Annotated in this window: 22 protein-coding genes, 1 pseudogene and 1 other annotated feature; of the genes and pseudogenes, 22 read left to right on the forward strand and 1 reads right to left on the reverse strand. The window is 41.7% G+C overall.

The annotated features are described in order from the left end of the window. Window positions 1-27: 27 nt before the first annotated feature. From AC1TO9_RS01390 to AC1TO9_RS01465, 16 genes and pseudogenes are all read left to right on the forward strand, one after another. Window positions 28-801, forward strand: coding sequence for a cell division protein FtsQ/DivIB (locus AC1TO9_RS01390; protein WP_482054719.1), 774 nt, complete (start codon window positions 28-30; stop codon window positions 799-801). A 194-nt stretch (window positions 802-995) separates the two neighbouring features. Then, entirely contained in the window at window positions 996-2261 is a 1266-nt protein-coding gene (gene ftsA, locus AC1TO9_RS01395) for a cell division protein FtsA (protein ID WP_482054720.1), read from the forward strand. A gap of 58 nt (window positions 2262-2319) precedes the next feature. After that, a complete protein-coding gene (gene ftsZ / locus AC1TO9_RS01400) occupies window positions 2320-3438 on the forward strand; it encodes a cell division protein FtsZ (RefSeq protein WP_482058188.1) in 1119 nt (372 codons plus the stop codon). Between the two features lie 319 nt (window positions 3439-3757). Continuing rightward, entirely contained in the window at window positions 3758-4732 is a 975-nt protein-coding gene (gene spoIIGA / locus AC1TO9_RS01405; protein WP_482054722.1) for a sigma-E processing peptidase SpoIIGA, read from the forward strand. A 50-nt stretch (window positions 4733-4782) separates the two neighbouring features. Continuing rightward, window positions 4783-4962 (forward strand): hypothetical protein, encoded by a 180-nt coding sequence (locus AC1TO9_RS01410; protein WP_482058189.1) that lies wholly within the window; start codon window positions 4783-4785, stop codon window positions 4960-4962. A gap of 10 nt (window positions 4963-4972) precedes the next feature. Next, on the forward strand, window positions 4973-5698 hold the full coding sequence (sigE, locus tag AC1TO9_RS01415) for an RNA polymerase sporulation sigma factor SigE (RefSeq protein WP_482054723.1): 726 nt from the start codon (window positions 4973-4975) through the stop codon (window positions 5696-5698). Between the two features lie 118 nt (window positions 5699-5816). Then, window positions 5817-6599 carry an RNA polymerase sporulation sigma factor SigG gene (sigG, locus tag AC1TO9_RS01420; protein WP_482054724.1) on the forward strand — a complete coding sequence of 261 codons (783 nt, stop codon included), beginning with the start codon at window positions 5817-5819 and terminating at the stop codon, window positions 6597-6599. 233 nt (window positions 6600-6832) lie between these two features. Beyond that, window positions 6833-7132 carry a YlmC/YmxH family sporulation protein gene (locus tag AC1TO9_RS01425; protein WP_482054725.1) on the forward strand — a complete coding sequence of 100 codons (300 nt, stop codon included), beginning with the start codon at window positions 6833-6835 and terminating at the stop codon, window positions 7130-7132. Between the two features lie 46 nt (window positions 7133-7178). Further along, the gene (gene pgeF / locus AC1TO9_RS01430; protein ID WP_482054726.1) at window positions 7179-8024 is read left to right on the forward strand and encodes a peptidoglycan editing factor PgeF; all 846 of its coding nucleotides are present in this window, start codon (window positions 7179-7181) and stop codon (window positions 8022-8024) included. Between the two features lie 19 nt (window positions 8025-8043). Further along, on the forward strand, window positions 8044-8727 hold the full coding sequence (locus AC1TO9_RS01435) for a YggS family pyridoxal phosphate-dependent enzyme (RefSeq protein ID WP_482058392.1): 684 nt from the start codon (window positions 8044-8046) through the stop codon (window positions 8725-8727). 2 nt (window positions 8728-8729) lie between these two features. Then, window positions 8730-9174: pseudogene (locus tag AC1TO9_RS01440) on the forward strand (cell division protein SepF). 34 nt (window positions 9175-9208) lie between these two features. Next, window positions 9209-9451 carry a YggT family protein gene (locus tag AC1TO9_RS01445; RefSeq protein WP_482055230.1) on the forward strand — a complete coding sequence of 81 codons (243 nt, stop codon included), beginning with the start codon at window positions 9209-9211 and terminating at the stop codon, window positions 9449-9451. Between the two features lie 8 nt (window positions 9452-9459). Continuing rightward, window positions 9460-10242, forward strand: a complete 783-nt coding sequence (locus AC1TO9_RS01450; RefSeq protein ID WP_482054727.1) for a YlmH family RNA-binding protein — start codon at window positions 9460-9462, stop codon at window positions 10240-10242. Between the two features lie 115 nt (window positions 10243-10357). After that, on the forward strand, window positions 10358-10843 hold the full coding sequence (locus AC1TO9_RS01455; protein WP_482054728.1) for a DivIVA domain-containing protein: 486 nt from the start codon (window positions 10358-10360) through the stop codon (window positions 10841-10843). A gap of 80 nt (window positions 10844-10923) precedes the next feature. Then, window positions 10924-11192 (forward strand) — a binding site (T-box leader). 744 nt (window positions 11193-11936) lie between these two features. After that, window positions 11937-15026, forward strand: coding sequence for an isoleucine--tRNA ligase (ileS, locus tag AC1TO9_RS01460; protein WP_482054729.1), 3090 nt, complete (start codon window positions 11937-11939; stop codon window positions 15024-15026). Between the two features lie 140 nt (window positions 15027-15166). After that, entirely contained in the window at window positions 15167-15490 is a 324-nt protein-coding gene (locus AC1TO9_RS01465) for a DUF5665 domain-containing protein (protein ID WP_482058190.1), read from the forward strand. A gap of 16 nt (window positions 15491-15506) precedes the next feature. Here the strand turns inward: AC1TO9_RS01465 and AC1TO9_RS01470 are convergent, their stop codons facing one another. Beyond that, window positions 15507-16235, reverse strand: coding sequence for a TraR/DksA C4-type zinc finger protein (locus AC1TO9_RS01470; protein ID WP_482058191.1), 729 nt, complete (start codon window positions 16233-16235; stop codon window positions 15507-15509). A 225-nt stretch (window positions 16236-16460) separates the two neighbouring features. Between AC1TO9_RS01470 and lspA the strand changes: the two genes are divergently transcribed. From lspA to carA, 6 genes are all read left to right on the forward strand, one after another. Beyond that, entirely contained in the window at window positions 16461-16952 is a 492-nt protein-coding gene (gene lspA, locus AC1TO9_RS01475; protein WP_482055231.1) for a signal peptidase II, read from the forward strand. Beyond that, a complete protein-coding gene (locus tag AC1TO9_RS01480) occupies window positions 16949-17908 on the forward strand; it encodes an RluA family pseudouridine synthase (protein ID WP_482054732.1) in 960 nt (319 codons plus the stop codon). The genes lspA and AC1TO9_RS01480 overlap by 4 nt, the downstream gene beginning before the upstream one ends. Before the next feature lie 337 nt (window positions 17909-18245). Beyond that, complete coding sequence (gene pyrR / locus AC1TO9_RS01485; RefSeq protein ID WP_482058393.1) at window positions 18246-18842, forward strand: bifunctional pyr operon transcriptional regulator/uracil phosphoribosyltransferase PyrR; 597 nt, start codon at window positions 18246-18248, stop codon at window positions 18840-18842. Beyond that, window positions 18826-19737, forward strand: coding sequence for an aspartate carbamoyltransferase catalytic subunit (locus AC1TO9_RS01490; protein WP_482054733.1), 912 nt, complete (start codon window positions 18826-18828; stop codon window positions 19735-19737). Before pyrR ends, AC1TO9_RS01490 begins: the two co-directional genes overlap by 17 nt. Before the next feature lie 103 nt (window positions 19738-19840). Then, window positions 19841-21130 (forward strand): dihydroorotase, encoded by a 1290-nt coding sequence (locus AC1TO9_RS01495; RefSeq protein WP_482054734.1) that lies wholly within the window; start codon window positions 19841-19843, stop codon window positions 21128-21130. Between the two features lie 91 nt (window positions 21131-21221). Beyond that, window positions 21222-22352, forward strand: coding sequence for a glutamine-hydrolyzing carbamoyl-phosphate synthase small subunit (gene carA, locus AC1TO9_RS01500; RefSeq protein ID WP_482054735.1), 1131 nt, complete (start codon window positions 21222-21224; stop codon window positions 22350-22352).

Here is a 22352-nt window from a genome sequence, read left to right on the forward strand (position 1 = left end):
ATAAGAGGCATTTTATGGAGTGTTGATATGTCGAAAATGTCTATTCCCGCACTTAAACCTAATAAACCAAGAAAAATGAAGACAAGCCGTAAAATTGTTCTTATTCTATTGTTATTGTGTGTAGTCGCACTAGCTGTTCTTTTCTTCAGATCGCCAATTAGCAGAATTACGGAAATTAAATTTCATGGAAATCTATTTGCTACCAACGACCAATTGATACAAGCAGGTGAATTTAATGTTGGAGATCAATTCTTTGGGGTATCTAGTTCAACTTTGAAGCAACGATTAATGGAAGTGGATTCAGTTCAGAGTGTAATGGTGGTTAAAAAGTTTCCAGGTAAAATTAGCATAGAAGTCCAGGAATATCCAACGGTAGCCTATGAGTTGGGAGATGGAGGAAGTCTAATGGCTATTTTATCAAGTGGTGCCATGGTTCCTGTAGATAGCAGTGGTATCGCTGTGGAGAAGCCTATTTTAACGAAATGGGATCCATTAGATCCTTATAAAGTACAGCTTAGTCAAGCTCTTGGAGAGATTCCGAATCAATTGATATCGGACATATCTGAGATCATACCGTCTCCTACAGTTTCTTTTCCGGATCGTATTAAACTGTACACTCGTTCTAAGTTTGAAGTGATTACAGCGGTATCTCTACTCAAGGATAAAGTGGAATATCTTAATCAAGTGACAGAGACGGAGGAGCCAGGGCTTATTACAATGCTAGAAGCCGATTCTTATGTACCTTTTTTACTATTAGATAGTGACTCTGAATATGGGGATGGGACTACTAATACCAAGTAAAAAATGCTACAATTAAAATTATGGACAGGTTTTTCCTTTATCTTTGAATCCTACATGATTGATTAGATACTTAGTATAATATACAATCTAAAAAAAATGTAGAAAAAAGAGGAAAAGATGAAGATATGTTGAATATGTAGAGAGTATCCTTACAAAGGGTCTTATAATTTATTAATGAACAGGAGGTGCCACGGTTGAGCAACAATGACATCATTGTTAGTTTGGACATCGGTACATCCAAAGTTCGTGCTATTATTGGGGAAGTAAATAATGGAACCTTTAATATTATTGGAGTTGGATCTGCCGACTCAGAGGGAATTCGCAAAGGTGCAATTGTAGATATTGACCAAACTGTACAATCTATCCGTAATGCAGTAGAACATGCGGAACGTATGGTTGGCATTCAAATATCTGAAGTATATGTCGGCATATCAGGTAATCATATTGGACTCCAATCAAGCCACGGAGTCGTGGCAGTATCGAACGAGGACCGAGAAATTGGTGAAGAAGACATTGAGCGTGTGCTCAAAGCCGCTGAAGTTGTTGCTTTACCTCCTGATCGGGAAATTATTGATGTCGTAGCAAAGCAATACGTTGTGGATGGTCTTGAAGGAATTCAAGATCCACGAGGTATGATTGGCGTGCGTTTGGAAGTAGAGGCCATTATTATTACGGGTGCTAAGACAGCCATACATAATCTTTTGCGTTGTGTAGAAAAGTCCGGTCTAAAAGTGAAGGACTTAGTTTTAATGTCATTGGGTGCAGGTCAGATGGCTCTGTCCAAAGACGAGAAAACGATGGGATCTGTACTTGTTGATATTGGTGCTGGAACTACAAGCATTTCTATTTTTGAAGGTGGAACGATGGTAGCCACTTCTACACTACCAATTGGTGGGGAGTATGTTACCAACGATATTGCCTATGGATTACGTACATTAACCGATCAAGCTGAAAAGGTCAAGTTGAAATACGGGTGTGCATTAGTTGATGCGGCTGCTCCAGATGTTATTTTCAAAGTAACTCGAATTGGAAGCAACGTTGAAAAGGAATTTAGTCAACTGGATTTGGCTACGATTGTAGAGCCACGGATTCAAGAAATATTCTATCTCCTTCATCAAGAAGTGAAGCGTTTGGGTTACAAGGAATTACCTGGGGGATATATACTAACGGGTGGGACAGTTTCGATGCCTGGTGTTCTACAGGTAGCACAGGCTGAGCTTTCCGCTTCTGTGCGAATTGCCGTTCCAGATTATATCGGAGTTAGAGACCCAGGTTTTACTAGCGGTGTAGGGATCATTCATAATGTTCTACGTAACTATCGTGTCCGTAATACTACTACGGTGAACAATAAGAAGCAACCTAATCGTAACAATAAAGTGAATCCTGCAGCTAATCAAGGTAAGCCCCAAAAACCGGGGATGATGGAGCGTTTGAAAAACATGTTTAGTGAATTTATATAAGGTGTTCATATAACTGTGGACGAGCCATCCATGCACAATGAGGGGGAGATGGAACAGTATGTTGGAATTTGATTTTGAAATGGAGAGCCTAGCTCAGATTAAAGTGATTGGTGTCGGTGGTGGTGGTAGTAATGCTGTTAACCGAATGATTGAGAACGGTGTGCAAGGCGTAGAATTTATTACGGTTAATACAGATGCTCAGGCGCTACATATGGCCAAATCAGAACATAAGCTACAGATTGGTGATAAGCTGACAAGGGGTCTTGGCGCGGGTGCCAATCCTGAAGTTGGTAAGAAAGCAGCTGAAGAATCCAGAGATCTGATCTCGAATACTCTGAAGGGCGCTGACATGGTGTTTGTCACTGCCGGAATGGGTGGCGGAACTGGAACGGGTGCTGCTCCTGTTATTGCTGAGATTGCTAGAGAATGTGGAGCACTGACAGTAGGGGTAGTTACTCGACCGTTTACTTTTGAAGGTAGGAAACGATTCTCACAAGCAGAACTAGGAATTGAAGCGCTAAAAGAAAAAGTAGATACTTTAATTGTAATTCCTAATGATCGTCTATTGGAAATTGTAGATAAAAAGACACCGATGTTAGAAGCGTTTAGAGAAGCAGATAATGTTCTACGTCAAGCAGTACAGGGGATATCGGATCTTATTGCTGTACCTGGTCTGATCAACCTTGACTTTGCAGATGTGAAGACGATCATGACGGAACGTGGATCAGCATTAATGGGTATAGGTATAGCAAGTGGCGAGAATCGTGCAGCTGAGGCAGCACGTAAAGCTATTATGAGCCCATTGCTGGAAACTTCTATTGAGGGAGCTCGTGGTGTCATTATGAACATCACTGGGGGTTCAAATCTATCTCTTTATGAAGTGAACGAGGCAGCAGAGATCGTTACTTCTGCATCAGATCCAGATGTGAATATGATATTTGGTGCCATTATTGATGAAGATTTGAAAGACGATATTAAGGTTACTGTAATTGCCACTGGATTTGAGCATAAACAAGTTCTTCCACATTCTCAAATTCGCAAGGTAGGAACACCAGAGGATGAAACTGTTGAGAAGAGTACCAATAATAATTTACGTCCATTTGGTAATCAGGCAACTAGTGATCAATTGGATATTCCTACGTTTTTACGGAATCGTTCACGTCCGAATAACGATTAATTTACACAGGTTATAATAGAATATGGAAAGTCCGATTTTCTTATATTTCGGCAGAGACGGATATCGTCCTTGAAAAAGGACGGCATCCGTTTCTGCGTATTTAAGAAATCGGGCTTTTTTTGTTGTTTTTCGACAAAAATAAAGCCTAAATGACTACCAGGATTAGACAGACTTTGGAAGGAGGTTTTTCTATACTAATCTTATCTCCTAAAAAAGAGTAGCTTTAGAAACAGCAGACTACCTTCCTCTTAGAATACGTGTTCAAAAGATAACTTTTTGAACAACCTCTTAGATTAAACGTTCAGGCAGGTGAGGGTCATTGGTTGTCTATATCGATCTTATTTTTATCGTTAATTTACTTATTGATGCAACTGTTTTGTGGTTGACGGGTTGGATGCGGAAGTTGAAAGTGCCTTGGTGGCGTATCATTCTATCAGCCTTATTAGGTGCTTTATATGTCATCATGATGTTCGTGCCAGAACTTACGTTCATGTATACCTTTCTCATAAAATTCGGACTTTCCTTAATAATGTTGTGGATTGCCTTCGGTTATGGGAGTTTACAACAATATTTGAGGAATATGGGATCTTTTTATATGATTAATTTTGCTGCAGCTGGTGGAATTATAGGAATTCATTATCTGCTACAGAACACAGGTGATATTTGGAACGGTATATGGTTCACGACATCAGGCGGGCTTGCTTTCGAATTGAAGATTGGCTTTTGGTTTACTATTATTATGTTTTTTATCGTCATTTACTGGTTTAAAGTTGTCCAATCATCAAAGCGAAAGTTCGATAGTAGACAAGTTTATTTAGCGGAAGTGAGGGTAGTCATCGCAGGTCAGCAAGTGAGTTGCACAGGACTTCTGGATACGGGGAATCAGTTATGCGACCCTTTAACACGAGTACCTGTTATGGTGATGGAGGCCTCTTTGTGGGAGGATTATCTACCTGAATCATGGAAAGGTAAGCTTGCTGATGGGGAAGCGGACAAACTGATTATGGAGCTCGGGCATGAATCGAACTTTATGTGGCAAGACCGTTTGAGGTTAGTTCCATATCGTGGTGTGAATCGAGGTGCAGCGTTCATGTTAGCATTAAAACCAGACTTCGTTGAAGTTAGCATGAATGGGTTAGTAAGCAACACATCAAGAGTGTTGATCGGACTTGATGGCGGAACTCTTTCTGCTGAGAAGGCATATAGAGCCATCATTCATCCGGATCTTATTCAGGATGAGAACAAGTCTATCAATCAAGCTGTTGTTTCCAACCATATCCCACCTGTGATCTAATTTAACTAGGGAGATCATTGAGGGTCATAAGACCTATTATTCCAAGGGGAATGTATCATACAAAAGACTCAAATTATACTTGTGGAGAAAGTTTTCTTACAGAAAACTCAGATTATGCTTACGAAGAAAGTTTTCTTACAGAAAACTCAGATTATGCTTACGAAGAAAGTTTTCTTACAGAAAACTCAGATTATGCTTACGAAGAAAGTTTTCTTACAGAAAACTCTTAGGAGGAAAGAAATGATATTAGCAAAGTGGAAATTGGTTGCACAACTGCAATATTATCGTGTTCTTTTTTTAATTGGATTAAAGAGTGAAGAGATATATTACATAGGTGGTAGTGAAGCTCTTCCTCCACCTTTAACGCGTGACGAAGAGGAATATTTACTGCAACGGTTATCCACAGGTGATGCTGCAATTCGGGCCATGCTAATTGAACGTAATTTGAGATTGGTCGTGTATATTGCTCGCAAATTTGAGAATACAGGTATTAATATTGAGGATCTGGTATCTATTGGAGCTATCGGCCTGATTAAGGCTGTGAATACGTTTGACCCTGAGAAAAAAATAAAACTTGCCACATATGCTTCACGTTGTATTGAGAATGAGATATTAATGTATTTACGGCGAAATAATAAAATAAGAAGTGAAGTTTCCTTTGATGAACCATTAAATATCGATTGGGACGGTAATGAATTATTGTTATCTGATGTAATGGGTACAGAGAATGACATTATCTATCGTAATATTGAGGAGCAAGTGGATCGTAAATTATTGCATAAAGCACTTGAGAAGCTAACCGAAAGAGAACGGACAATCATGGAACTTCGATTCGGATTACAGGATGGTGAGGAAAAGACACAAAAAGATGTAGCAGATATGCTAGGAATTTCTCAGTCCTACATCTCAAGGCTAGAGAAGAGAATTATTAAACGACTGCGTAAGGAATTTAATAAGATGGTGTAGTTCGTTTATAGTTCGAGTTCAAAAAATGACTTTTTGAACTCGAACTATAAATTAGGAATAAAATGAGCCTCTCGGGAGATAATGTACAGTAATGTTTCTCCTTGGGAGGTAAATCATCATGACCCGAAACAAAGTTGAAATTTGTGGGGTAGATACAGCGAAGCTTCCAGTTCTAACCAATGTGGAAATGCGGGAGTTGTTTCATGCCTTACAACAACATAATGAACGTTCAGCTAGGGAAAAATTGGTCAATGGAAATTTGAGATTAGTACTGAGTGTTATTCAAAGGTTTAATAATCGGGGGGAATTCGTCGACGATTTATTTCAAGTAGGCTGTATTGGACTAATGAAAGCTATTGATAATTTCGATTTGTCGCAAAATGTAAAATTCTCCACGTATGCGGTACCCATGATTATTGGAGAGATTCGACGGTATTTGCGGGATAATAATCCAATAAGAGTATCACGATCATTACGTGATATAGCATATAAGGCACTTCAAGCCCGCGATTCCTTGACGAATCAGAATTGTAGAGAACCAACAATATTTGAAATATCTGCGCTACTTAATGTGCCGAAGGAAGATATAGTATTCGCATTGGATGCGATCCAGGATCCTGTATCGTTGTTCGAACCGATTTATCACGATGGTGGTGATCCGATATATGTGATGGATCAGATTAGTGATGATAAGAACAAAGACGTTTCTTGGATTGAGGAAATTGCTTTAAGAGAAGCGATGCACAGATTAGGACAACGAGAAAAGATGATTCTCTCCATGCGTTTCTTCGAGGGGAAAACACAAATGGAGGTTGCAGATGAGATTGGTATTTCTCAAGCACAGGTATCAAGGTTAGAGAAATCGGCTATCCAGCAAATGCAGAAACATGTGAAATCGTAAAGCTAGTTGTATTAGCGTAAAGATTGTAAATATAACAAAAAGGCGATCCCAAGGGATCGCTTTTTTGTTGAGCTATAAGAAAATATATCATTCCGAAGATAAGAGTTATCCTATTTCAGAGATGGAAGGTGATTATAGGTTATAGTGAACCAGTATTCACATATATTAACCATATGTCTCTTTTCGTGTGGGTATGAAGTTGAGATTCCAGAAAAAGATATGGTGGGATGAAAATGAAAATATCTGATTTTCAAACGAAGGATGTTATTAACATTATAGACGGGAAACGATTGGGCCAGATCAGTGATTTAGAACTTGACCTCCGTCAGGGAAGAATTGAGGCGATCGTTGTGCCGAGTTACAGTAGGTTTATGGGGCTCTTTGGTGGTCGAAGTGATATTATTATTCCTTGGCATCAAATTGTGAAAATAGGATCAGATGTCGTGTTAGTGAAGATAGATGAAATCAAGGTTATAAAAGAGGAGAAAGAGAGCGAGCGAATAGAGCGAAATGATCGTAGGCCGCACTATTAGGCTCTTTTGAAAAAAAATATGTTACACTAGAACAGAGGTGAGGCGTATGGAACCGTTTGTATTGAAAAACCCTAAAGAGAATCACCCTGCGTTGTTTATGTTGGAGCCGTGGAATACTTACCAAACTATAACTGCTGGATTCACTGGACGACAAGGAGGAACAAGTCAGGCCCCATATCATAGTCTGAATTGTGCCTTTCATGTTGCTGATGATTCGACAGATGTGATAAATAATAGGATTGCTTTGGTTGAATCACTTGGCTATTCATTAGATGCATGGACTTGCGGTGAACAGGTTCATAGTAACCATATAGAGACGGTATACCCAAGTGATATAGGCCGTGGGAACAAGGATAGATCGTCTGCATTTCAAAATACAGATGGTTTATTAACAAATGTTCCTGGCGTACTGTTGACTTCTTTTTATGCAGATTGCGTACCCCTTTATTTCTATGATCAGATGAAACAGGTCGTTGGGCTTGCTCATGCAGGTTGGAAGGGCACTGTGTCAGGAATAGCATCAAACATGGTGGATAGGATGAAACAACAATATGGGAGTGATATTGCTGATATTAGAGCTGCCATTGGACCATCCATTGGTTCATGCTGTTATGAGGTAGATGACAAAGTAATGTCACATGTGTATAAATTGGAAAAGGGAAATAAGGATAACGATCTTCATTCTCCATCTTGGTATCAGAATAAGGAATCTGGAAAAAGTATGTTAAACTTGAAAGAAATGAATCGACACATTATGATGGAAGCAGGAATATTGCCGACTCATATCGAATGTACAACATGGTGTACAAGCTGTCGCAATGATTTATTCTTCTCTTATCGTAAAGATGGAGGAGTTACAGGACGCATGGCGAGCTGGATTGGCATAAAGTGAGGTGGTTTTTTCTTTGACAATGAAAGATCGAATGAACGACGTAGAAACTCGAATTAACGATGCTTGCATAAGAAGTGGAAGATTAAGAGAAGATGTTAATGTGATTGCCGTTACTAAGTATGCATCTTTAGAAATGACTGCTGAGATGATGAGTCATGGATTTATTCATGTAGGTGAGAATCGTTGGCAGAATGCTGAAGCGAAGTGGAATGCATTAGGTGAAGAAGGAGTATGGCATTTCATTGGACATCTTCAGAGTAATAAAGTGAAGGACATCATCAATAAATTTCAATATATCCATTCGTTAGACAAGCTGTCTCTAGCTAAAGAATTAGAGAAGCGAGCAAGTTTCTTAGGTATAGAGGTAAAAGTATTTGTTCAAGTTAATATTTCAGGAGAAGATACGAAATATGGTTTAGCACCTGAGAATGTAGCGTCTTTTCTTAAAGAGATAGAGCCGTTCAAACATATCCGAGTCGTTGGATTGATGACTATGGCACCATTTGAGGGGAATCCTGAAGATACACGACCGATATTCAGGGGTCTAAGGAATTTGAGAGATGAACTTAACCGTCAGTCCCTAACACGTGAACCTATTACTGAATTATCTATGGGAATGTCGAATGATTTCGAAGTCGCGATTGAGGAAGGCTCTACATGGGTACGTTTAGGATCTATTCTAATGGGGAAAGAGGAGGGGTAAATATGGGGGTTATGAATCGTTTTATGAGTTTCATGGGCTTGCAGGAGGAAGAAGAAGTGATCGAGCGTGAGCCTCTTGCCGTTGATGAAGAGGACTTTGGAACAATGAATACAGAACCACGTAAGAACCAAAGAAGTAATGTAGTTAGCATTCACTCACAAAAAAATGTTAAAGTAGTACTATACGAGCCACGCTCATATGATGAAGCACAGGAGATTGCCGACCATTTACGTTCCCATCGCACCGTTGTTATGAATTTACAACGTGTACGGAATGATCAAGCATTCCGTATTATTGATTTCGTTAGTGGAACCGTGTATGCATTGAGTGGAAGTATTTCGAAAATTGGTGGTAACATATTTCTATGCACCCCAGATACGGTTGAAATCGAAGGGAATATTTCCGAGATTTTAGCTGAAGAACTTAGATCATAACAGAATGAGGTGAACCAGTTTTGTACGAAGTTGAACGGATTATTAATATGTTGTTTCTGATTTACCGTTACATGATTGTGATTTATATATTAATGTCTTGGCTTCCGAATTTACGTGATAATTTCATTGGTGAGTTACTGACAAAGTTGGTTGAACCTTATTTAGCCCCATTCCGCCGATTCATCCCACCTATCATGGGCATGATTGATATTTCACCTATCATTGGGTTGTTTGTATTACAATTTGTACAAGGTGGATTGATATTTCTTATCCGCTCTATATTCTTTTAGGTATAGTTATGGTGAAAGAAATATTAGATCATTTCCACCAAGACGAGAGAGAGTTTGTGGACAGAGCATGGGAATGGGTAGTGAACGCTGGTGAATATCATGAGCTGAAGCTTACGGATTTCTTAGATCCAAGGCAAGCTTTCATCCTGCAAACGTTAGTTAATCGGCATCCTGACGTACATATGCGCTTAGATGGTGGTTACGATGGAGCTGAAAGATGCCGTGCAATCATTGCGCCTGATTATCGTAATCTGGAAGATGAAGGTATGGGTTTAGTTGTGCTTAGTATTTATTCTGGGGATCAGAAGTTTCTAGAACTTGATCATGGTGATTACATGGGTGCTATTTTAAATTTAGGTATTAAGCGGAGTAAGATTGGTGATATTCATGTTTTGGATGACGGATGTCACTCTATTGTTGGAGAGGATATCGCATCCTATCTTCATATGCAGCTTAATCAAGTACATCGTATTCATGTGCAGAGTGAGATTCTGCCGCTAGAGGCACTGCGGACAAGCCAGGTCTCGCTTGATACCCTGGACCTTACGGTGGCTTCCTTGCGTCTCGATGGGATCGCTTCAGATGTATACCGATTAAGTCGCAGCAAAATTCTAGTCCCGATCAAAGCCGGAAGATGTCGCGTGAGCTGGAAGGTAGTGGAAGACCCATCCTTTGCATTGAAAGAGGGCGATGTAGTTTCTTTGCAAGGTTTTGGACGGTTCAAGGTGCTAGAGGCTGGCGGATTGACGAAAAAGGGACGGTATCGAGTGAGAATCGGAAAGTTTGTGTGAATACTTTGCAGGAAGTAGGAACTTCTTGTCGAATTGAGTTATCCAAGACTATATTTAAGAGAATAGTATATTTCACTCTAATTTGAATGCCGAAATTTTCAGGAGGTGCACATCCATGTCGTTAACACCATTGGATATACATAACAAAGAATTTGGCCGCCGTATCCGCGGTTATGATGAAGATGAAGTTAATGAATTTCTGGATCAAGTGATTAAGGATTACGAGAGTGTTATTCGGGAGAATAAGGAACTACACAATCAAATGTTCACACTACAGGAGAGATTAGATCATTTCGTTAATATTGAGGATTCTCTTTCTAAGACAATCATTGTTGCACAAGAAGCTGCAGATGATGTGAAGAGCAATGCGAAGAAGGAATCTCAATTGATTCTTAAGGAAGCAGAGAAGAATGCGGATCGAATCATAAATGAGGCATTATCTAAATCACGTAAAATTGCGATGGAGATTGAAGAGTTGAAGAAGCAGGCTTCCATTTACCGCACTCGCTTCCGGACACTTGTTGAAGCTCAGCTGGAGCTGCTAAGTATGGATGGTTGGGATACATTAGAGAGTCGTGATGAAATTAGGGAAGCGTTATAGGCTCTTATCGGTTTGACTTTTTTCTTGAAAAAAGCTATAAATAGAGTCATGATCTAATTTAATTAATCGAATTCGTTTATAAAGATTTGATGATGGGATAAGTACCTTGAGGAACTGTTCAGCAGAGAGTTGGCGAGCGCTGAAAGCCAATGTTCAGACCTTATGTGGAAGATCCTCCCGGAGAAGTGAAGCTGAAATGTCTCTGACATGTGTAAGCTGAATCGGACTGCCGAACGTTATATCGGCTCCATGCTGTTAAGATCAGCAAGGACTTGAGGTGTCGCTTATCGAGAGTTTTTTTGATGAGCGAAATTAGGGTGGTAACGCGAGCTGAAGTCTCGTCCCTTTGGGGATGGGGCTTTTTTTGTCGTGCTGATGATCCCCCTAAGTCCCCCTTAATAAGGGGGATTCCAAGGGCTCTGCCCTCTGGACACCCGAAAGTTTGGTGGAGGGAGTTAGTAGGCGGAGGGAAGTTAGGGTAGAGGTGGGAACGGTTCTTCCTCGACTCCCCTCTGGGATCATCTTCGGCCACCTTCCATACGAAGGGTGCCTGGCCGCTTCGCGTATCATGCACTCACTGTCGAATGAGAGACGGCGAGCGCTACTGAGTTAGTTGAGGGTGGTGAAAGTCCCGACCTCGACTCCTCTTCGGGAACGTCTACGGGGTCCTTTCACTACAGCGGAGAAGTTGTTATGGTGTAGGTCAACAGACGAATGAGGGGCGGCGAGCGTTTCTAAGTTAGTTGAGGGTGGTGAAAGTCCCGACCTCGACTCCCCTTCGGGAACGTCTACGGGGTCCTTTCACTACAGCGGAGAAGTTGTTATGGTGCAGGTCAACAGACGAGTGAGGGGCGGCGAGCGTTTCTAAGTTAGTTGAGGGTGGTGAAAGTCCCGACCTCGACTCTCCTTCGGAAACGTCCTCGGGGTCCTTCCACCACGGCGAAGTAGTTACTTGGGTGCAGGTCAACAGACGATGTAGGAATCACGACGAAATTTTGGGTGTCCAGAGGGCTAGCCCTTGGAATCCCCCTTACAAAGGGGGACTTAGGGGGATGGCATCCGCGAACACTATTATTGAAAGGAATGAGCATTCATGGAAAGAGTCGATGTCAAAGAAAAGGCACGCGCTAGAGAACAACGTATTTTGCAGAAATGGAATGATGAAGGAACGTTTCGTAAGTCTATAGATCGCCGTGAAGGTAAACCGAATTTTGTATTTTATGAGGGGCCACCGACAGCGAACGGGAAGCCGCATATTGGGCATGTTCTAGGGCGGGTTATTAAGGATTTCGTCGGTCGTTACCAGACGATGAAAGGGTATCGTGTCGTACGTAAGGCAGGTTGGGATACGCATGGTCTGCCAGTAGAGTTAGGCGTGCAGAAGCAACTTGGAATTACGCATAAGCACGAGATCGAAGAGTATGGCGTAGAAGCTTTTATTAAGAAGTGTAAGGAAAGTGTGTTTGTCTATGAGGAACAATGGCGTGAACTGACAGAAGCGATTGGCTACTGGACAGATCTCGATGATCCATATATTACGTTGGACAACAAATATATCGAGAGTGTATGGAATATATTAGCGACTGTGCATGACAAAGGCTTATTATATCGCGGTCATCGGGTCAGCCCGTATTGTCCGGATTGCCAGACGTCACTCAGTTCGCATGAGGTTGCGCAAGGATATAAGGATATTAAAGATCTGAGTGCTACGGCTAAGTTCAAGCTACATGATAGTGGTGAATATGTTCTAGCTTGGACGACTACACCTTGGACATTACCTGCACACGTAGCTCTTGCTGTGAATCCGGATATGGAATATGCACGTGTGAAGCAGGAAGATGGCATTTATATCGTTGCTAAGAAATTAGTGGAGGATGTCATGCATGGTGATCACGAGGTGATCGGCACTCTGAAAGGTTCGGAGTTAGTTGGCAAGACGTATGATCCACCATTTAAGTATACTCAATTAGAGAAAGCGAATGTCATCTTGGGTGCGAAGTTTGTAACAGATGCTAGCGGTACAGGTATCGTTCATTTAGCGCCAGCTCACGGTGAAGATGACTATAGAGTATGTAAAGAGAATGACATTAGTTTTGTGAATGTTGTGAATCTGCAAGGTTGTTATGTGGATGAAGTGACGGATTTGGCAGGACGATTTGTGAAAGACTGTGATGTGGATATTATTAAAATGCTCTCTGAACGGGGCTTGCTGTACAGTAAAGAGAAGTATGAGCATAGTTATCCGTTCTGCTGGCGCTGTGATACTCCGTTACTTTACTATGCAATGGATAGTTGGTTCATTAAGACAACGGCGATTAAGGATCAATTGATTGCTAACAACAATGAGGTTGACTGGTATCCAGGTCATGTACGTGAAGGGCGTTTCGGTAAATTTCTAGAGGATCTGGTGGATTGGAATATTAGCCGTGATCGTTATTGGGGTACGCCGCTGAACATCTGGATCTGTGATGAAACGGGCGAACTGTTCGCACCTCATAGTATTGCGGACCTCAGAGCTCGAGCTATTGGAGATGTTCCCGAAGATTTAGAGTTACACAAGCCGTATGTGGATGAAGTGAAAGTTCGCAGTTCATGTGGTAAATACATCATGAGTCGTACACCAGAAGTGATCGATGTGTGGTTTGATAGTGGCTCCATGCCGTTTGCACAGCAACATTATCCTTTTGAGAATCAAGAAACGTTCGAGCAACAGTATCCTGCAGATATGATCTGTGAAGGGATTGATCAGACACGTGGATGGTTCTATAGTCTTCTGGCTGTATCTACGCTTCTGACAGGGAAAGCTCCGTACAAAGCGGTTATGGCGACAGGACATGTGCTGGATGAACAAGGACAGAAGATGTCTAAGTCCAAAGGGAATGTTATTGATCCATGGGAAATCATTGAAGAGTATGGTACGGATGCATTCCGTTGGGCGCTACTATCTGATAGTGCACCTTGGAACAGCAAACGGTTCTCTAAAGGAATTGTTGGGGAAGCGAAGTCCAAGTTGGTGGATACACTCGTCAATACGCATGCGTTCTTAACCTTATATGCGAGCATTGATGGTTATAAACCGTCTGAACATCCGTTCCAACCATCCAATCACAAGCTTGACCGTTGGATATTGTCGCGTTTGAATAGTCTGATCAAGACAGTGGACAAAGGATTAGCTGTGAATGATTTCTTGAATGCGTCAAAAGCTATTGAGGCGTTCGTTGATGAGCTTAGTAACTGGTATATCCGTCGTTCACGTGATCGGTTCTGGGGAAGTGGGCTGACCGAAGACAAGTTGGATGCTTACCGTACATTGACAAAAGTCATGATCACGACGGCAAAGCTGATTGCACCGTTCACACCTATGCTAGCTGAAGACATATACCTTAACCTTAGCGGTGGAGAGAGTGTCCATCTTGATGATTATCCACAAGCGAACGAAGCTCTAATTGATGAGGCACTAGAACGCGATATGGAGACAGCACGTCGTATTGTGGAACTTGCGCGTAACGTACGTAATGAGACGGGTCTTAAGACACGTCAGCCGTTGTCCGAATTAATTGTATCAATTGATCGTGGGTTTGATCTTCCGGGATACGAGGATATTATCAAAGAAGAGATTAATGTGAAAGCAATCATTACAGAGACCGATGATAGTGGATTTGTTGATCTCACATTTAAGCTTAATTTGAAAATTGGCGGTAAAAAATACGGTAAAAACGTAGGGTTCTTGCAAAACCACTTCAAAGGAATGTCTTCAGAAGAGACGCGTAAAGTTGTAGAAAGTGGCATTCTTCATGTTACTTCACCTGAAGGTGAAGAGTTTCAAATTACTCTAGATGAATTGTTGATTGATAAACAGGCTAAATCTGGTTTTTCTTCCGCTTCAGGGTATGGGATTACAGTTGCTTTGAATACGGAAATTACTCCTGAGTTAGTACAAGAAGGTTGGGTTCGCGAGGTGATTCGAGCAGTTCAAGATTACCGCAAGAAGCTTGATCTACCGATTGAGAAGCGTGTTGTCTTGACACTGGATGTCGATGATGAGCTGAAAGAAGCGATTACAGCATTCGATCATGTATTACGAGAAAATGTATTAGTAAATGAATTGTTGTTCGGTTCAAAAGAATCGATGGAACAAGTTGAGCTCGCTGGAAAGCCAGTTGGTATCTATATTGCAGATTAATACAATGTCTTTTGGGACATAATAGACGCAATTAAAGAACAACGAGCCTTAAGACCCAAGAGTCGGGAAGAACTATTCCCGAACGGGCTTAAGGCTCGTTTCTTCTTGCCAATGAGGGGTTTTCAAAAGGAGTCGAAGAAATGGTGGAAGAAAAAGAAGAATCTTCTTTGAAGCAAGATCGTTCAGAAGATACCTATAATTTGATGATGAAGATGGCAAACCAGTTGGAGAAGTCACGTATTGCACAATACACGGAACTATTACATCGACCATGGCGTTTAATTTGGCTTAATATACTGTCAGGTACTGCGCGCGGTGTAGGAATCGCTATTGGTTTTACTTTTTTTGCAGCGACTATTATTTATTTCCTACAAGCGCTCGGAGCTTTGAACTTACCGATTATTGGGGATTATATTGCAGATATTGTACGCATCGTGCAACGGCAATTAGAATTGAATTATTAATTAGTGCTCCATGATTTCAGTTATCATCTTGTTCGATAAATGAATCAATACCTTCTCCAGTTTCCATATATTTGAGATAATGACGATTGCGAATAATGCCTATGGGATAACCTTCAATATCTGCTGCTATAAAGCTTTCTAGGGACTCAACGCAGCCTTCTATTTCGTCGTCTGCTTCAATAGCCATTTCATTATAACTTTCGATCTGATTGTCTTCTGCCATGGCAGGAGAATTGGATGTACCCCATTGTTCTACTATTTGCCAAGCATCTTCTCCATCGAACCCGTTCTGATCGTCACGTTCATCTAAGCTTGTTCGACCAAATGGAGGCATAAGGAGCTGTTCTTCTATAGGGCGATCATCCGAAACATGTTGCCGTGGGGAATGCTCCTTACAATATTGTGTTGCTGGAACAGCAAGGAGACGATCATAAGGAATAGCTTGATGACAAACATTGCAGACTCCATACGTACCTTCATTCATCTGAGTTAGAGCAGACTCAACTCGCTCCAACTGTAAATCATCGTGTTCGAGAAGGGAGATGTCCATACTGCGGTAATACAGTTCAGTGGCTACGTCAGCTGGATGGTTGTCAATACTGGACAGTTCACCTGTCTGATAACGTAAGGAATCTTCAAGCCCGTAATGTTCGTTCTGCTTAGTACGGCGGACAATAGCATCTTGTTCAAGTTCTAACATTTGTCGTAAATGATTTAGTTCTGTTGATGTAAGTGAATTTGTCATGGTGGCTCCTTTCTAAACTGTTGGGAGAAGGCTAGGTTACTCTCTTGCTATATAGTGTGCGCAATTGTGTTATTTTACGTAAGGGAAATGTTCTCGCCATTGGTCCTTTATGGACGGCTTTAGACCGCCTGTGCTACAATGAACAGGTCTGTAATTCGTAGTTATTACCATACACTGATGATTAGTGCGAGTGGTGGTAACCATAAGATTGGAGTGACTTGTTCTATGGTATATTACATAATCGCGGTGGTTGCTTTTCTAGTGGATCAAGGAACGAAATATTTGATTGCAAGTCGAATGGAATTGAATGAACAGATACCTGTCATTGGGAACTTTTTTCTGATAACATCGCATCGTAATCGTGGTGCGGCATTTGGGATTCTTGAGGATCAGCGATGGTTCTTTATCGTCATTACGACTGTAGTGGTTATTGCGATCATCTGGTATTTACAAAAAGTGATGAAAACGAGCAATAAATTGTTGCCACTGGCACTTGGCTTAGTACTAGGTGGAGCATTAGGCAATTTTATTGACCGTGTCATAGCAGGTGAAGTGGTGGATTTCTTGCAGTTCAACTTCGGAAGCTATACTTTTCCGATTTTTAATGTTGCAGATTCCTGTATTGTTGTTGGTGTGGGATTGATTATCCTGGACTCCTTCCTTGATATGAGAAGACAACCATCCAATCCGAATATGGAAGGAAATGAAGAAGCGTGAATGACAGCAAGAAATACGAAGATGAGTTGTTTAATTCGGAATCAGATATTCGAGAATTTATAGTTGAAGAGGGCTCTGCTAAAGAGCGAATTGATAAATATATTACCGAGATGTGGGGAGAAGAAATCTCCCGTTCTCAGGTCCAAATATGGATAACGGGTGAAGACGTTAAGGTGAATGGAAGTACGGTAAAAGCCAACTATAAGCTTTCCCAAGGGGATCGAATAGAGGTTATTGTTCCTGAACCAATAACGGTGGAGATTATAGCCCAAGATATTCCTCTGGAAGTTGCTTACGAGGATCAAGATCTTATCGTCGTGAATAAGCCAAGAGGGATGGTGGTGCATCCAGCACCAGGGCATTCCTCAGGAACGCTAGTGAATGCTTTAATGTACCATTGTAAAGATTTATCAGGGATTAATGGTGAATTACGTCCGGGTATCGTACATCGTATTGATAAAGATACTTCAGGACTGATTATGGCCGCGAAAAACGATAAGTCGCATGCTTCGCTTGCAGGACAGTTGAAGGAGCATACGGTGACTCGGCGCTATATGGCACTTGTTCATGGTAGTGTTGCTCATGATCAAGGAACGGTGGATGCTCCCATTGGACGTGATCCGATGGATCGCAAGATGTATACGGTTAAGGAGAACAACAGTAAGAATGCCGTGACACATTTCACAGTGAAGGAACGTCTAGGTGATTACACATTACTTGAACTTAAGTTGGAGACAGGGCGAACACATCAAATCCGTGTTCATATGAAGTTTATTGGACATCCGTTAGTTGGTGACCCTATCTATGGTCGTGGTAAAGGTATCAAATTTGCTGGACAGGCATTACATGCAGCTGTGTTGGGGTTTGTACATCCATCAAGCGGTGAGTATATGGAATTCAATGCCGAAATACCTCCAGACCTACAAGAACTAATTACAAGTCTGCGCAGTCGCTGATTGAGGATGTTCAAAAAGTTCTCTTTTGATAACACAGAAAGCGATATTTAGTTTATTATGTCAGATGATGGCGGTTGACATCATTCCATAGGTCTGTCATAATAATTTTTAGATGAATAGCACCTTTAATTCAGTCCCGTGAGACTGGCAAGGTTACGTGAACCGAGGTTCACCGCAATAACACTCGTATAGTTATATACGAGTCGTTAATGGGCGTCCTCTTATTCAATCCGATGGATGTCGATTGAATAACGAAGTAAACTCCTTGCCTTTGGGCAAGGAGTTTTTTGTATGTCACGGGAGAGTTGAAGAAATTCCTGTAGAGGAGCAATAAATGATGGTTAAAGAAGTTCGTGTCATTATGGATGAAACAGCTATACGGCGGGCCTTAACGAGAATTGCACATGAAATTATAGAGAAAAATAAAGGGATTGAGAATTGTATTCTTATCGGAATTCGAACACGAGGGGTTTATATCGCACAAAGAATCGCTGAGCGAATTCAGGAAATTGAAGGAACGCCCATCCATTGTGGTGAGTTGGATGTGACAGCCTACCGGGATGATCGATTAGAAGAGCTTGCCCCAGTTCAGCAAGATGGTGATCCTGCTGTGAATCTATTGAAGAAGAGCTTGGGTAATGTAAGCATACAAGATAAAACAATTATATTATTCGATGATGTCCTTTATACGGGACGGACCATTCGTGCAGCGATGGACGCTTTAATGGATTGCGGGCGTCCGCGGATGATCCAATTGGCGGTGTTGGCAGATCGTGGGCATCGGGAACTACCTATACGACCGGATTATATTGGGAAGAACGTTCCCACTTCTAATAAGGAAGAAATTGAAGTGACATTGTCAGAGATTGACGATAAAGATCAGGTTATGATTTTGCAGAACAGAGAGGAGCCGGAGCATGATGATCGCAACTAACCTGAAGGACCACAGTTTGCTTGGGCTAAAGGATATCAGTCGAAATGAAATCGAGTCGATATTGGATAGAGCAGCGTACTGGGAAGCACAACAAGAGAAGGTTGTACCTATCTTAAGCTCACACTTTGTTGCTAATATGTTTTTTGAGAATAGTACAAGAACAAGGTTTTCATTTGAAATGGCTGAGAAACGTCTCGGGGCACAGGTTCTGAACTTTACAGCAGCAGCTTCTAGTGTAGAAAAGGGCGAATCGATCTATGATACAGTACGGACGCTCGAATCAATGGGGGTCGACGTAGGAGTCATTCGTTTGAAACCAGATGGTGTTCTCCAGAATTTAGCACAGACAGTTAAAGTTCCATTGATCAATGCGGGAGACGGAAACAATGAACACCCAACTCAAGCGTTGCTTGATTTATACACGATGCGCAAGAAATTTGGTGAGCTAAAAGGGTTGAAAGTATCCATAATCGGTGATATACGACACAGTCGTGTTGCACGTTCGAATCTATGGGCGTTACAGAAATTTGGAGCGAAGGTTAACTTCTGCGCGCCTGACAGTATGGTTGCACAAGAGTTAGAACAGCATGCACCTTATGTAACGATGGACGAAGCGATGGACTCTGATGTAGTGATGATGTTGAGAGTGCAGTTGGAGCGTCATGCTACAGGGTTGTTAAAGTCGTCGGAAGAATACAGAGAACGGTATGGACTGACGGAAGCAAGAGCAGCGAAGCTATCTGAGAATACAATTATTATGCATCCAGCACCAGTGAATCGTAATGTTGAGATTGATGATGCTGTTGTGGAAAGTTCCCAGTCGATGATATTCCCTCAAATGAGCAATGGCGTTCCGATTAGAATGGCAGTTATAGAGCGAGCATTAAGACATTAGGCTAAAAGATATCATTTCATCAGTTAATAAATATACACAAACATGAATTTTTATTATACAATAGATTGAAGCCAAAGTGCGCAATCAAGAAGCGGAGGTAGTCATGTTAACCATTATTGCAAATGCGAGTGTTCTTGATAAGCAGGGGAAGTTAGAGAAGCGGCATATTCTATTAGAGGACGGCAAGATTAAGTCTTTAGTAGATGCTCAGGTAGACCTTTCAACTATTCAACAAGAGGCGTCGGAAATTGTCGATGCAGAAGGAAAATTAGTGACTCCAGGTTTTATTGATATGCATGTGCATTTACGTGAGCCAGGTTTCGAACATAAAGAAACAATTGAAAGTGGAAGCCGGTCGGCAGCTAAAGGTGGTTTTACTACGATTGCCTGCATGCCTAACACGCGCCCTATAACGGATAGTCCTGAAGTGATTAACCTGATTCTTGAGAAAGCAAGTCAAGCGGGAATTGTGAAAGTACTACCGTATGCAGCTATTACTAAGAATGAACTCGGACGTGAACTAACGGATTTCGCAGCGCTAAAGGAAGCAGGAGCCATTGGTTTCACTGATGATGGAGTCGGTGTGCAGAATGCACAAATGATGAAGGATGCTATGGTCATCGCGGCAGAGCTTCATATGCCTGTCATTGCTCACTGTGAAGATAACTCGCTAGTCGTTGGAGCGTGTGTTGCAGAAGGTGAGTTCGCGAAGAAACACGGCCTGAAGGGTATTCCGAATGAATCGGAAGCTATCCATGTAGGGCGTGATATTCTGTTGGCAGAGGCTACGGGTGTGCATTATCATGTCTGCCATGTGAGTACAGAGCAATCGGTTCGATTGATTCGCCAAGCAAAAGCAATTGGTATTCATGTGACTGCCGAAGTATGTCCACACCATTTGGTTCTATCGGAAGAAGATATTCCGGGACTTGATGCCAATTGGAAAATGAATCCTCCCCTGCGTTCGAAGCGGGATGTTGAAGCTTGTATCGAAGGTTTACTTGATGGAACACTAGATATGATTGTTACAGATCATGCCCCACATAGTGCTGACGAGAAAGCGAAAGGGATGGAGCTTGCTCCGTTTGGTATCGTCGGGTTCGAGACAGCATTCCCACTTCTGTACACTAAATTTGTAGAGACAGGACTTTGGGATTTGTCCTTCCTTGTACAACGGATGACTGCTGACCCAGCTAAAGTGTTCGGTCTGAATTCGGGACAACTTGAAGCTGGAAGACCAGCTGATCTAACGATGATTGACCTAGAATCTGAGAAGAGTGTTGATCCGGAACAATTTCTATCTAAAGGTCGGAATACGCCATTCACAGGCTGGAAGCTAAAAGGTTGGCCAGTTAAAACTTGGGTTGATGGAAGATTAGTCTGGTCGGAATAAGGTTTACGAAAGTAACTGGTACACAACATGAATGGATAAGAGCAGGCTAAATATAGAGTACAAGAGTAAATGACAGAGGGAGTGGAAGGAAATGCAGGCAAGATTATTATTAGAGAACGGGACATTGTTTACGGGATTGGCATTTGGTGCGGAGGGTGAATCAACAGGTGAAGTTGTATTTAACACAGGAATTACAGGATATCAAGAGGTATTGTCTGATCCGTCCTATTGTGGTCAGATTGTAACGATGACTCAACCATTAATGGGTAACTACGGGATTACACGCGATGATTTCGAGTCCTATGTACCGTTTATTCACGGATTTGTTGTTCGCCGTCATGAACCAGTTCCAAGTAACTGGCGTGCGGAGTATAGTCTTGATGAGCTTCTGAAGGAACATGGCATTGTAGGGATTAGTGAGATTGACACACGTATGTTGACTCGAATGATTCGTAGCCATGGTACGATGAAAGGGATTCTAACGACATCAGCAGCATCAGTAGAAGAGTTGCAAGAGCGTTTAACGGGTAGTGAAATTCTGAGAGATCAGGTGGCACGTACCTCAACGAATAATATTTATACGAACCCAGGATCGAAGGAACGGATCGTACTTGTAGACTTTGGATCGAAAAATGGAATATTGCGCGAGCTTAATGAACGTAATTGTGATGTTGTTATTGTTCCTCATGACACCACTGCAGAGCAAATTCGTCATATGCGTCCTGATGGAATTCTGTTATCTAATGGCCCTGGGGATCCGAAGGATGTTCCAGAAGCTATTCGCACAGTGTCAGAGTTGATTGGTGAATATCCGATCTTCGGAATTTGTCTTGGGCATCAATTATTCGCTTTAGCTAGTGGCGCGGATACGGAGAAATTAAAGTTTGGACATCGTGGAGGTAACCATCCTGTGAAGGATCTAGCGACGAATCGTTGTTATATCACATCACAGAATCATGGATATGCTGTAACGGAAAGTTCCATTCAAGGTACGGAATTAGAAGTTACCCATATTAACAATAATGATAAAACAGTTGAAGGTCTGAAGCATCGTGTACATCCGGCATTTTCTGTTCAATATCATCCGGAGGCGGCACCTGGTCCACAAGAAAGTAACTACTTATTCGATGAATTTCTACAAATGATCGCGGATCATAAAGTTAACCATCCCGTTAGATCACGTCAAGCTGAAATATCCGCAAGTGCGAGAGGAGCTCAATAA

The sequence above is a fragment of the Paenibacillus sp. Y916 genome (assembly GCF_056786435.1).

Excerpts from the sequence above, each read along its gene's own strand:
- AC1TO9_RS01425 (WP_482054725.1), top strand. The coding sequence starts at position 6,833 with ATGAAAATATCTGATTTTCAAACGAAGGATGTTATTAACATTATAGAC.
- AC1TO9_RS01450 (WP_482054727.1), top strand. The coding sequence starts at position 9,460 with ATGGTGAAAGAAATATTAGATCATTTCCACCAAGACGAGAGAGAGTTT.
- AC1TO9_RS01445 (WP_482055230.1), top strand. The coding sequence starts at position 9,209 with ATGTTGTTTCTGATTTACCGTTACATGATTGTGATTTATATATTAATG.
- AC1TO9_RS01495 (WP_482054734.1), top strand. The coding sequence starts at position 19,841 with ATGTTAACCATTATTGCAAATGCGAGTGTTCTTGATAAGCAGGGGAAG.
- pgeF (WP_482054726.1), top strand. The coding sequence starts at position 7,179 with ATGGAACCGTTTGTATTGAAAAACCCTAAAGAGAATCACCCTGCGTTG.
- AC1TO9_RS01490 (WP_482054733.1), top strand. The coding sequence starts at position 18,826 with ATGATGATCGCAACTAACCTGAAGGACCACAGTTTGCTTGGGCTAAAG.
- sigG (WP_482054724.1), top strand. The coding sequence starts at position 5,817 with ATGACCCGAAACAAAGTTGAAATTTGTGGGGTAGATACAGCGAAGCTT.
- carA (WP_482054735.1), top strand. The coding sequence starts at position 21,222 with ATGCAGGCAAGATTATTATTAGAGAACGGGACATTGTTTACGGGATTG.
- pyrR (WP_482058393.1), top strand. The coding sequence starts at position 18,246 with ATGGTTAAAGAAGTTCGTGTCATTATGGATGAAACAGCTATACGGCGG.
- AC1TO9_RS01435 (WP_482058392.1), top strand. The coding sequence starts at position 8,044 with ATGAAAGATCGAATGAACGACGTAGAAACTCGAATTAACGATGCTTGC.
- sigE (WP_482054723.1), top strand. The coding sequence starts at position 4,973 with ATGATATTAGCAAAGTGGAAATTGGTTGCACAACTGCAATATTATCGT.
- AC1TO9_RS01410 (WP_482058189.1), top strand. The coding sequence starts at position 4,783 with ATGTATCATACAAAAGACTCAAATTATACTTGTGGAGAAAGTTTTCTT.
- AC1TO9_RS01455 (WP_482054728.1), top strand. The coding sequence starts at position 10,358 with ATGTCGTTAACACCATTGGATATACATAACAAAGAATTTGGCCGCCGT.
- AC1TO9_RS01390 (WP_482054719.1), top strand. The coding sequence starts at position 28 with ATGTCGAAAATGTCTATTCCCGCACTTAAACCTAATAAACCAAGAAAA.
- AC1TO9_RS01470 (WP_482058191.1), bottom strand. The coding sequence starts at position 16,235 with ATGACAAATTCACTTACATCAACAGAACTAAATCATTTACGACAAATG.
- ftsZ (WP_482058188.1), top strand. The coding sequence starts at position 2,320 with ATGTTGGAATTTGATTTTGAAATGGAGAGCCTAGCTCAGATTAAAGTG.
- AC1TO9_RS01465 (WP_482058190.1), top strand. The coding sequence starts at position 15,167 with ATGGTGGAAGAAAAAGAAGAATCTTCTTTGAAGCAAGATCGTTCAGAA.
- ileS (WP_482054729.1), top strand. The coding sequence starts at position 11,937 with ATGGAAAGAGTCGATGTCAAAGAAAAGGCACGCGCTAGAGAACAACGT.
- lspA (WP_482055231.1), top strand. The coding sequence starts at position 16,461 with ATGGTATATTACATAATCGCGGTGGTTGCTTTTCTAGTGGATCAAGGA.